Here is a 10,844-nt window from a genome sequence, read left to right as displayed (position 1 = left end):
TAGTATTTTTGCCGATAGCAATTTATCAAGATTAGAATAAGGACTTGGGAGTCAACATGCTAAACAAAACGTTTTTAGCTGGCCTAGTTATTTTAGGTCTCACTTTAATAACTGGCTGTGCATCAGATTTTGGTCAGTCATTTAATGAAAGGCAACAACAACCTGTCGTTGTTGGTAATTTCGATCCTGTTATTTTACGTGTTAACGGCAGCGGCACTTACGGTAAAACCGATGCAACCGTTAACCCTAGCCAAGCAGATTTAATGGCACAACGCGCCTCTAAAATGGATGCTTACCGTAACATGGCTGAACGTGTTTATGGCACACGCATTCAAGGTAACACCACCGTACAAAACCTAGCAACACGCGATGATAATATCCGTGGTTACGTTGATAACCTAGTGCGTGGTGCTAAAGTTATTTCCATGCGTGAAATTGGTAGAAACTCTTACGAAACACAAATGGAGCTGGTACTAGAGCCACGTTTTCAACACTGTATGTTAAGAAGCGCTAGCATGGCCGCTGACCCTAATTGCTCACAGTACACAGTACACGGTGAACACCCTAGCCAGCGCCTGCCAGTGACGCACTCTCAGCCTAGATCACGCTACCAGTTAGATTAATGCTAACAGCTCGGTTATCAACCTAACTGGACTATTCGCTCGGGAAGTATCAATCTGATACTTCCCATTTTTGCTTTAACGGACTCTAATTTCATGTATAAAGCCTTCATCATTAGCCTGTTATTGTTCATTGCTTTACCCGCACAGGCTCAGTGGGTAGAAGCCACTGGTGCTTCTGTTATCGATCACCCCGACCTCGTTCATGCGCGTCGTGCTGCTATTCGTGATGCGCTTAGGCAAGCTAGCTTTCAAGGTGCTTTGCAAGTGAATGGTTATCAAGCGATGAGTATGGGCGAGCTGCATACCGACCAGCTATCCATTAATACCCAAAGCAGCATTGCTAAAATGGAAGTGCTGAAAGAAGAAGTTAAAAACGGCATTATGTTTGTTACCGTTAAAGCTTTAGTTGAAAGCAGCGGTAGTTGTGAAGGCGGTAACTATGCCAACGGCTATAAGCGCAGCCTAGCCATTAGTAACTTTTATATGGAACGCCCACAATCAGCTAATATGGGCGCTTTACATAATGCCAATGAGACCCTGCCTAAAGAAATTTTACAACGTATGCAAGGGCAAGAAAAATTGCGCGTTTTTGATGCCACAGGCTTCCAGCTTTATAGTGATGTCAGCACTATTCCAACGTCGGTCAATGACCGTGGCACACTAACTACCGCTGTTGATACTGCAACGCGCATTGGTAGCCAATACGTACTAACTGGCGTGATTCGTAGCATGGATTTATTAAACCCTGAACTGGCTGGTGAACGCGGCGTTATTGAAGGGTTATACGAACGCACCCGCTATAAAGGTGAGCGTTTTGCCCGTGAGTTGCGTGTTGATTTATTTATCCACGACGGGTTTAGTGGCGAACTTGTTACTAGCCGCAGCTATGCAACGCAAGGTAACTGGACTGAAAATCGCACTGAAAAAATTGGCTTTGCCAATGCGCGTTTTTGGCTGACTGATTACGGTCAAAAAGTTGATACGCTAATCGAGCAAATGGTCAGCGACTTAAATGTTCAAGTGGGGTGTCAACCTTTTATGGCACGTATTACACGCACAGACAACAAGCGCTTATACATAGATGCAGGCTCTGATGCAGGATTGCGTCCAGGTGATACCTTGAATGTGTACCGCTTAAATACCTTTTATGACAATACACAGCGGGCTTTTACCGAGCTTATTCCGGTCGATTTAACCCTAAGCCTAGAAAGAGTACAGCCTAATTTTGCTAACGGTAAACTCGTCACCCTGCCAGAAATGGTCAATATCCAACAGGGTGATGTGGTAATCGCTTGGTAGTTAGTCAATAAGACCAAGGAAGGTCTTAACCGTTACTCACAATGCTCTGGATGGCAAACCTTCCAAAACTCATAGCCACCATCTAGGCTATAAACGTCAGTAAAGCCCTGTTCTTTTAAGAACTCAGCGGCACCCTTGCTGCCCATGCCGTGATAACAGCAGACCAAGACCGCCTGATCTTTAGGATTATTATTAATAAAATCTTGTAAATTGCTATTATCTAGCCGTTCCGCTGTTGCAATACGTCCGCTGTCATAGCTTTGTGGATCACGGATATCCACCACTTTAAGCTTACCTGCTTTTAATAACGCACAAGCCTCTTGTCCATTCATTGTTAAACCTGTCATTTCTTGCCCCTAAATTACAAAATAAAATCTTTCTTAACCGCTGCCACCTGAAACTTTTTACGGTCATCCAAACGCATCGCCATTAAGTGATTACCCCACACGCAGCCAGTATCCAGTGCATAAATGTGCTTTACACCAGTGCGACCTTCTAAAGCCGCCCAATGCCCAAAGACAATATTTGCTTCTTTTAATGCTTTACTAGGGTAACTAAACCAAGGTGCATAACCTTTTGGCGCACGGCTGGCTTCATGTTTATTAGTAAAATCAAGTGTGCCATCGGGTTTACAAAAACGCATTCGGGTGAAGTAATTAACAATCGAACGAGAACGCGCGTCACCTTGCAAATAATCATCCCAACACAGCGGCTCGTTGCCAAACAAATTGCCTAAAAAAATTGGCAAGTTTTGAAAACGCAGGTCATGCTCAACTTCAGCCGCCAATGCCTTGGCTTTGCTAAGCTTCCAAATGGGTGGAATGCCCGCGTGGGTCATCACATAGCCAAGGCGTTCATCGTGATGCAACAACGGCTGTTGCCTTAACCAGCTTAATAATTCTGGTGCATCCGGCGCATTAAGCAGCGAGTCTAAAGTGTCAGAACCACGTAGCTTTCGCACCCCAGCAGCAACCGCTAACAGGTGAAAGTCATGGTTACCCAACACCGATTGGCTAGCCTCACCTAAATCTGCCACGTAACGCAACACATCCAACGAACCCTTACCTCGGTTAACCAAATCACCCGCTAACCAAAGGCGGTCACGTTTAGTATTAAAATTAATTTCACCTAACAACTGCTTAAAGCTTTTATAACAGCCTTGAATATCGCCAATTGCATAAGTCGCCATACTAATCCTGCTGCCCGATTAACTCCGCTCGAAAATTAGCCAGTTTTACAAACTCTGCCAAGCTCAATGTTTCTGGGCGGCGTTGTGGGTCTAAATCTAATGCTTCTAGCTGCTCACCACTCACCTGCCCCTTCATATTGTTACGCAGTGTTTTACGACGCTGAGCAAACGCTAAGCGCAACGTATCACCCAACACTTTTTCATTAAGCGCTTGCTGCGTAGGCTGCTGCTTGGGAGTCATACGCACAATCGCAGACTCTACTTTAGGGCGCGGTGTAAAGCATTCCGGCGGCACCAAAAACAACGATTCCACATCGCAAAAATACTGCGCCATCACGCTTAAACGTCCCCATTGCCCTGTACCAGGTTTAGCAGCCAGACGTTCTACCACTTCTTTTTGCAACATAAAGTGCATATCGTGAATTAACCCCTGAAAAGACAGCAGGTGAAAAATTAACGGCGTAGAAATGTTGTAAGGTAAATTACCGACCACACGTAGCTTTTCATCCGTTTTACGCAGCGCAGCAAAATCAAACTTTAAAGCATCAGCTTCGTGAATGGTAAAATCGGGATAATTAAAGAATTTCACCCGTAACATTGGAATTAAATCGCGGTCGAGTTCAATCACATCAAGCTTGCTATTTTCTTCTAATAAAAGCTCGGTAATTGCACCCATACCTGGGCCAATTTCCACCATATGATCTTTACCACTAGGGGCAATCGAACGCACAATTTTGCGAATCATGCCCGTATCTTGTAAAAAATTTTGTCCAAAACGCTTACGCGCTACGTGACCGTTCAGTGAAACCATAAATGTATTCTCAAGTTTTTAACTAAAATTTTAACTATTAATTTATTCATTCAATAGCTAGCAAGTAAAAATAGTCGCATAGTGTAAAGCGGTTATTAAACTGCCAGTATCTGCTACGCCGGTTCCGGCTAAATCCAATGCAGTCCCATGATCGACCGAAGTACGAATAATCGGCAAACCCAGCGTTATATTAGCAGCACGACCAAAACCACGGTGTTTAAGCACTGGCAAACCTTGATCGTGGTACATGGCTAATATCGCATCACCTTGTTGCAATATCTTTTCAGTAAATAAAGTATCCGCAGGCAATGGGCCAATCAGCGTTAATCCTTCAGCGCGTAACTTTTCTAGCGTTGGTTCAATAATGTCTATTTCTTCACGCCCTAAATACCCACCTTCACCCGCATGAGGGTTTAGCCCACACACCAAAATACGTGGCTTTTCATAACCAAAACGGGTTTGTAAATCATGGTGCAAAATACGGGTAATTTGGGTGATGCGCTCTGGTGTTATGGCATCAGCAACTTCACGCAACGGTAAATGCGTTGTCACCAAAGCGACCCGTAACTCTGCCGTTGCCAACAACATTACCACCTGTTCACAGCCGCAGCGCTGCTGTAAAAATTCGGTATGCCCCGTAAAAGGAATACCCGCTTCGTTAATCACACCCTTGTGTACAGGGCCAGTCACGATGCCTTTGGCTTTTTTTTGTAAACACAGGTCAGTCGCTAGTTCCAGCGTTTCCAATACATAAGCGGCATTCGCCGGATTAAGCTGCCCAGCCGTGACAGGAGTACGCAAAGCGACAGGTAGCACTTTAACTTCATTAACAGCACAAGCTTTGGCTAGGTTATCAGCGCTGACTATTTTAATTTTTAAGCTTAAACCCAGCTGCTGAGCACGATTGGCTAACAGCTGCGGATCTGCCACTACCACCCAGTCGGCTGACCAATGTTTAGCCGCTTGCAGAGCAATTAAATCAGGGCCAATGCCTGCTGGTTCGCCGCAGGTTACTAATAAGATAGATGTTTGCATAATGCTTAACTCCTTATTTCTACCCAAGTAGAATCACGAATTTCACGCAACCAGTTTTGTACTTCTTCTTCAAAACGGCGCTCAGCTAATATGCGGCGTACTTGTTGGCGGCGCAGGGTGTCGGTCATATCCGACTTGCGACGTTTTTCCACTTCGATTAAATGCCAACCAAACTGGCTTTTAACAGGTTGCGAAACTTCACCCGCCGCCAGCCCATTCATGGCTGTTTCAAATGCTGGCACCATTTGCCCAGGACTCACCCAACCCAAACTGCCGCCTGATTGCTTGCTGCCGCGATCATCAGAAAGCTCACGTGCTAAAGCTGCCAAACTTTCGCCCTTGGCAATGCGTTGTTTTAGCTGATTAATGGCTGCCAAGGTTGCTTGCTCATCCCGAACAGCATTAGGGGTTAACAACAGGTGACGCGCTTGAGTTTGGTCGATTAAAAACTGCTCACCACCACGGGTTTCTAATAGCTTAATAATATGAAAACCACTGGCACTGCGAATCGGCCCAGCAATACCACCGACTGCCAAATTAGGCACGCGATCAGCAAACAAAGAAGGTAGCGCCAAAGCGGAGCGCCAGCCTAAATCGCCACCACTAAAGGCTTCATCAGCAGCAGAAGTGGCAATGGCTTGCTCTTGAAAATCTGCGCCAGCATCCAGCGTTTGCTTTAAAGCTTCGGCTCGTTGCTGCGCGTGTTTAACTTGTTCTGGGTTGGGGTTATCTGGCACTGAAATTAAAATGTGCCCAACGCGAAACTCCCGACCGTCTTGGCGCATGGACTCAGGCGAGGTTAAATAATTATCCACTTCCTGCTCGCTGACTTGAATACGTTCACCAACACGGCGTTGACGTACTTGTGAAATCAGCATTTCTTGACGTATTTGCTCACGAAATTCAACAAAACTAACCCCATCAGCTTCTATCGCTTGGCTAAACTGACGCAAATTCATGCCATTTTGCTGGGCAATTTTAGCTAACGTTTCATTTAAAGTTTGTTCATCTACCCGCAAACCGCCTTGTTTAGCCAGTTGTAGCTGAAGGGTATCTACGATTAAACGGTCCAACACTTGTTGGCGTAAAATGTCCGCTGCGGGCGGACGAATGCCACGCTCAGCAATTTGTTCATTCGCTTGCTGAATGCGCTGCTGTAACTCACTCGCCATTAACGCTTCTTCGCCAACTACTGCGACTATTTTGTCGATTAAACGCGGCTCTGCCTCTAGTGTGACGCTAAATAGCAGACCAATGATTAGGCTAGTTACATAGGTTTTCTTTAACACTTAAATCTCTCCATTAAGGGCGATCGGTATAACCTTGGACTTCGGTTTCTAGGAGTTGCGGTATAGGCTGACCCACGCCGCCTAAACCTTTAAATACCACATTCACAAAAACACCATAGTCACGTTTTCGAGTGGCAAATTGCTCAGTGTTGCCTTGCTGATAAGCTGGAGAGGTGTCTAAATTGTCTATCCAATCGCGGTACACCAGTTGCAACTGCCAACAGCAGGTGTTGTATTCTATACCCGTTAAACTGTCGAGCTTTTCCGAACGTTTTAAGTCGTGTCCTTGTTTTGCAAAAATGCGCCAATGCTGGTTTAACGCATAAATCATCGACACATAAACCTGCTCTTCAGCCTGCGCTAAATAAGACCAGTTATCTAAATCTGCTTTATCGGGTGAGCGGCCTTTAAAATCCAAATCCTGGTAATTAGACATATAACTGTGACCTAAATTAAATTGGCTATTAGTAAAGCCTGTATAGGTAAAGTAGGTATTAGCGCTGTCAGTTTTTTGAAAATAATCATCCCATAACAGATTAGCATTTAGCTTTAAATCAGTGGTTAAACTAAGGCTAGCTTGTAAAGCTAAGCTAGAAGTCTGACGCACATCCTTATAAGCCCGCTCCTCTCTTGGCAATTGATCGGAACGTATTTTATTACCATTGCCATCAACGGCATCAGAGTGTAAATAGCTGTTATCTAAACGCCGATCTTCAAAATACAAAGCTTTTGCGATACCAAAGCTACCCAATTCACGCCCCGTATCCTGACTGATTAAGCGTTGCGTCAAGCCTAAAGTGACTCTTTTTACATCGCCTACTCGGTCTAAACCCACGGTACGTTCAGCACGAAACAACTGCGCGGCATCTTCGTCGGTAAAACTGCCATCAAAAAAATCCGGTATTTGGTATTGTTCAACAAAAGGTACATAAGCAAAGAAAGCACGTGGTTCTAAGGTTTGCAGCAGTTTTTTATCAAATAGTTGGGCATTTCTTTCTAAGTACAAGCCAGTATCTAGGCTAAACACTGGCACTAGGGCAGAAGGCGCTAGCTCAACGCTGTTACGTATGGCTGGCGTTAGATTAGTGCTGCTGTTATCCCAATAAGGGCTGATGCTGTATTGGTTAAATTTCAATTTAGCTTGTGGGCGTACATAAGCCCAAGGCCAGCGCCATTCAGCGGTTAAACTGGGTGAGATATGCAAGCGCAGTGCATCAGGAACGCCCCATTGGGTAAAATAATAATCATCGCTACTATTTGGCTTTAATGCTAAATCAGCCACTTGATAACCCGTGTATTTAACGCCGCTGCTGGTTTCAAAATCTTTATCAAACAAGCCTTTGAATTGGGTTAAATCCACCAATAATGCACCTTGCCAATGCTCGCCCCAACGGGCAGTTTTACGCACTTCTAACTGAGGCAAGCGGTAATAATCGGTAATGTCTGCCTTGCGCCCTTGGCGTAAATCAAACAACTGGTAAGGTGATTCTGGCGTAGTGTTGCTGGTCACTAACTTTTGATAACCTTGAAAATTTAAACGGGTTTGCCAACCACTGTGGTTATAGTTAAAACTTAACTGCTGTAATAATTCGGTATCAGCAGTAGCAAAACTATTACTGCTGCTGCCACCTAAGTCGTCTAAATAACGGTCATCGCTGACTTGTGAAAAATTTAACTGATAGCTGAAATCAGTATTATTGACATCGGTATTAATAGCACTTTGATGCTTAGCAGAAAAATGCCAGCGGTCGTAATCATCAAAAACTTGATCGCCATTTAACCGCGCATAATAAATTTCACCCACATTGTTTTGAGTTAAATAACGCACTTCACCGCCCAACATAAAACCACGTTTGCTTATTTGGCGTGGGGAAAAAGTCGCATCAACATTAGGCGCGATAGTCCAATAAAAAGGCTGTAAATAATCTAAGCCTTTACTTTTTGACCAAGAAAAGCTGGGCGACAACAAACCAGTATGGCGACGATCATCAATCGGAAACCTTAGCCAAGGCCAATAAAAAATAGGCACGCTTAACACTTCCATTCGCACATTAAACGCATCACCAAAACCTGTTTCACGATTAAGGTTTAAACGACCCGCCACCAAACGCCACGCATTATCATCCGGCGCACAACTGGTCAGTGAAGTATCACGCAATACTACAACGCCGTCAGCACGCTGCTCTAACTGCCAAGCACTGCCACGCAATCGCTGGTCATGCACAACATAATGCGCTTCACTCATTTGTAAGCGCTCTTCTTGCAAGTGGTATTCGCCTTCTGCACCACGCAGTAGCAAACCATTTTGACGTAGGCTTAAATTACCGGTGAGTTGTGTCAGGTTTTGGTCAGCACTCACCTGTACTTTATCTGCAGTTAAATACAAAGGACCTTTACGCAGCCGCACATCACCTTGCAATAACAAACCGCCTGTAGCTGAATACTTTCCTTTAGCTGCATCAACAAATAACCTTGCTTGCTCAACCGTTAAATTCGCTTCAGGTAAATCAAGTTGAGGCGCAGCATAATAACCGTGGCAAACTTCACCCGCAGGTAACGGGGCATACACCTGCCAATCTAATAATTCAGGCGCAAGTGCTTTGGGCGGCGCAGCTTGTACAGCAACAGCGGTCAACATAAAAATGCTCGTTTTTATCAGAGCACAGACTTTTAAGCTGCTAGGTAAACGTATTAACGTCAAGCACTCCTCCTCAACAAGGCGACTAGGTAAAAAACACTAGCCTGCTAAAGACTAAAAAATTGGGTATTATAGCGATAATACTTACTATCACCATCATTAAAACTACCACCAACCCTTAGTAGACACCGATAAAATGGATCGTTCCCAACGCATTAAAGCTTGGCTAAAACCTTGGTTAACCACGCCCAATGGCTCACTGATTACCGTGGCAGGTGATGCTAGCTTTCGTAGCTATTACCGAATTTCTGCGTCACAAAGCACCACTGGCAATAGCTTGATTTTGATGGATGCACCGCCGGACAAAGAAAGTTCGCAAAGTTTTATCCAACTAGCTAAAACTTGGCACGCGCAAGGTATCAAAGTGCCAGCAGTTATCGCCTATGATTTAGTGCTAGGCATAGCGTTATTAGAAGATTTTGGTGACGTGCAGCTAATGCAACGGATCCAAGCCAAATCAACGACCGTGGCTGAAACCGACACCATTTATCGCCAAGCGCTGCAACAGTTAATGGGCATACAAGCACTGCCTACCCATCATTTACCTAAGTATTCGGTTGAATTATTGACCCGTGAATTAGCCTTATTTGATGACTGGTTACTGAAAGATTTGCTTAAATTCACACCAAAAAAATTGCCTGCCAACTGGTCTGCCTTTCAACAACAATTAATCGCTACTGCACTAGCACAACCGCAAGTTACAGTACATCGTGATTACCATTCGCGTAATTTAATGGTATTAGCCAACAACAGTTTAGGCATTATTGATTTTCAAGACGCAGTAGTTGGTCCTTGCACCTACGATGCCGTTTCGCTAATTCGCGATTGCTATCTAAACTGGCCAACTGATAAGCAACAGGCTTGGCTAGCTTATTTCCACCAGCTTTATTGCCAGCAGGCTGAAGCCGTTAGCCTAGCAGAATTTACTCGCTGGTTTGATTGGATGGGGATGCAGCGGCATTTAAAAGCAGCTGGCATTTTTGCACGTTTATGGTTGCGCGATGGTAAGGCCAGTTTTTTACAAGACGTACCGCTAACCTTGCAGCACTTATTACGCGCAACTCAACACTACCCAGAACTGGCCGATATACAAACTTGGCTGGCAGACGTGGTGATTCCGGCTTTTACAGCATTTTTACAGCAACACTCAAAACCCAGTAAGCAAACCGTTCAGCATGATTAAAACCGCAATGATTTTTGCTGCCGGTGAAGGCAAGCGAATGCAACCACTAACCCTACACACACCCAAGCCTTTATTAAAAGTGGCAGGCAAACCATTAATTTTTTGGCACCTAGAGCGTTTAGCCGCGCAAGGCGTTCAACAGGTGGTGATTAACGTTAGTTATTTAGGTCAGCAAATTATGGATGCTGTACAAGACGGTTCGGCTTGGGGTTTAAAAGTGGTTTATTCCGTAGAAGACACACCCTTAGAAACCGGCGGCGGGCTATTAAAAGCACGACCACTGTTGGGCGAAGCACCTTTTTTATTGATAAATGGTGATGTTTGGTGTGCTGAATTACCCAACTTTCCGCCCATTAGTGAAAGTGAAGATGAGCTGATTTTTATGCAACTGGTTGATAATCCTAGCCATCACCCTGAAGGAGATTTTTACTTTGCCAGTGAATCAGGCTTGCTTGCTAATAAGCACAGTCAAGGAATGCTAAGTAAAACCTTTGCCGGTATTAGTCGCATCCACCCAAAAATGTTGGACGAGCAATGGCTAGTAGCGGCTTATGGAAAACAATTTCAACTAGGTGATGCGTTTATTTTATCGCCACTATTACGCTTAATGATTGATAAGCAACGCGCCAAAGCAACAGTCTTTAAAGGAATTTGGGTCGATGTTGGCACACCACAGCGCCTTGCTGATTTAAACGCAAACAGGTTGTAATAATTTAA

The 10,844-nt window shown here is 44.5% G+C and carries 10 protein-coding genes; 4 read left to right on the top strand and 6 right to left on the bottom strand.

Annotation, left to right across the window (positions count from 1 at the left end; genetic code table 11):
* Window positions 1–56: 56 nt before the first annotated feature.
* Window positions 57–623: an LPP20 family lipoprotein gene (locus VJY63_RS03410; protein ID WP_324048335.1), complete on the top strand. Its 567-nt coding sequence runs from the start codon at window positions 57–59 to the stop codon at window positions 621–623.
* A 93-nt stretch (window positions 624–716) separates the two neighbouring features.
* Entirely contained in the window at window positions 717–1,922 is a 1,206-nt protein-coding gene (locus VJY63_RS03405) for a flagellar assembly protein T N-terminal domain-containing protein (RefSeq protein ID WP_324048334.1), read from the top strand.
* 32 nt (window positions 1,923–1,954) lie between these two features.
* On the opposite strand, the gene glpE is transcribed toward VJY63_RS03405, so the two are convergent.
* From glpE to VJY63_RS03375, 6 genes are read right to left on the bottom strand one after another with little or no spacing between them, the layout of a single operon-like run.
* A complete protein-coding gene (gene glpE / locus VJY63_RS03400) occupies window positions 1,955–2,269 on the bottom strand; it encodes a thiosulfate sulfurtransferase GlpE (protein ID WP_324048333.1) in 315 nt (104 codons plus the stop codon).
* Between the two features lie 14 nt (window positions 2,270–2,283).
* Window positions 2,284–3,111 carry a symmetrical bis(5'-nucleosyl)-tetraphosphatase gene (locus VJY63_RS03395; RefSeq protein ID WP_324048332.1) on the bottom strand — a complete coding sequence of 276 codons (828 nt, stop codon included), beginning with the start codon at window positions 3,109–3,111 and terminating at the stop codon, window positions 2,284–2,286.
* Window position 3,112: 1 nt separating this feature from the next.
* A complete protein-coding gene (gene rsmA / locus VJY63_RS03390) occupies window positions 3,113–3,922 on the bottom strand; it encodes a 16S rRNA (adenine(1518)-N(6)/adenine(1519)-N(6))-dimethyltransferase RsmA (RefSeq protein WP_324048331.1) in 810 nt (269 codons plus the stop codon).
* Window positions 3,923–3,979: 57 nt separating this feature from the next.
* Entirely contained in the window at window positions 3,980–4,957 is a 978-nt protein-coding gene (pdxA, locus tag VJY63_RS03385; protein ID WP_349254591.1) for a 4-hydroxythreonine-4-phosphate dehydrogenase PdxA, read from the bottom strand.
* A 5-nt stretch (window positions 4,958–4,962) separates the two neighbouring features.
* The gene (locus tag VJY63_RS03380) at window positions 4,963–6,246 is read right to left on the bottom strand and encodes a peptidylprolyl isomerase (RefSeq protein ID WP_324048330.1); all 1,284 of its coding nucleotides are present in this window, start codon (window positions 6,244–6,246) and stop codon (window positions 4,963–4,965) included.
* 13 nt (window positions 6,247–6,259) lie between these two features.
* A complete protein-coding gene (locus VJY63_RS03375; protein ID WP_324048328.1) occupies window positions 6,260–8,884 on the bottom strand; it encodes an LPS-assembly protein LptD in 2,625 nt (874 codons plus the stop codon).
* Window positions 8,885–9,080: 196 nt separating this feature from the next.
* Here VJY63_RS03375 and VJY63_RS03370 point away from each other — a divergent pair, with 196 nt between their 5' ends.
* Entirely contained in the window at window positions 9,081–10,127 is a 1,047-nt protein-coding gene (locus tag VJY63_RS03370; protein ID WP_324048326.1) for an aminoglycoside phosphotransferase family protein, read from the top strand.
* Window positions 10,120–10,836: a nucleotidyltransferase family protein gene (locus VJY63_RS03365; protein WP_324048325.1), complete on the top strand. Its 717-nt coding sequence runs from the start codon at window positions 10,120–10,122 to the stop codon at window positions 10,834–10,836. Before VJY63_RS03370 ends, VJY63_RS03365 begins: the two co-directional genes overlap by 8 nt.
* The last annotated feature ends 8 nt before the right edge of the window (window positions 10,837–10,844 follow it).

It is taken from the genome of Marinospirillum sp., from assembly GCF_035271045.1.
In the GTDB taxonomy this organism is placed as follows: Bacteria; Pseudomonadota; Gammaproteobacteria; order Pseudomonadales; family Halomonadaceae; genus Marinospirillum.
Note: the sequence above shows the minus strand (reverse complement) of the source record. Positions and strands in the feature narration are given on the sequence as shown.

What these genes read in the sequence shown, in the direction of transcription:
- VJY63_RS03410 (WP_324048335.1), top strand. Translation starts at nt 57, where the DNA reads ATGCTAAACAAAACGTTTTTAGCTGGCCTAGTTATTTTAGGTCTCACT.
- VJY63_RS03405 (WP_324048334.1), top strand. Translation starts at nt 717, where the DNA reads ATGTATAAAGCCTTCATCATTAGCCTGTTATTGTTCATTGCTTTACCC.
- glpE (WP_324048333.1), bottom strand. Translation starts at nt 2,269, where the DNA reads ATGACAGGTTTAACAATGAATGGACAAGAGGCTTGTGCGTTATTAAAA.
- VJY63_RS03395 (WP_324048332.1), bottom strand. Translation starts at nt 3,111, where the DNA reads ATGGCGACTTATGCAATTGGCGATATTCAAGGCTGTTATAAAAGCTTT.
- rsmA (WP_324048331.1), bottom strand. Translation starts at nt 3,922, where the DNA reads ATGGTTTCACTGAACGGTCACGTAGCGCGTAAGCGTTTTGGACAAAAT.
- pdxA (WP_349254591.1), bottom strand. Translation starts at nt 4,957, where the DNA reads ATGCAAACATCTATCTTATTAGTAACCTGCGGCGAACCAGCAGGCATT.
- VJY63_RS03375 (WP_324048328.1), bottom strand. Translation starts at nt 8,884, where the DNA reads ATGTTGACCGCTGTTGCTGTACAAGCTGCGCCGCCCAAAGCACTTGCG.
- VJY63_RS03370 (WP_324048326.1), top strand. Translation starts at nt 9,081, where the DNA reads ATGGATCGTTCCCAACGCATTAAAGCTTGGCTAAAACCTTGGTTAACC.
- VJY63_RS03365 (WP_324048325.1), top strand. Translation starts at nt 10,120, where the DNA reads ATGATTAAAACCGCAATGATTTTTGCTGCCGGTGAAGGCAAGCGAATG.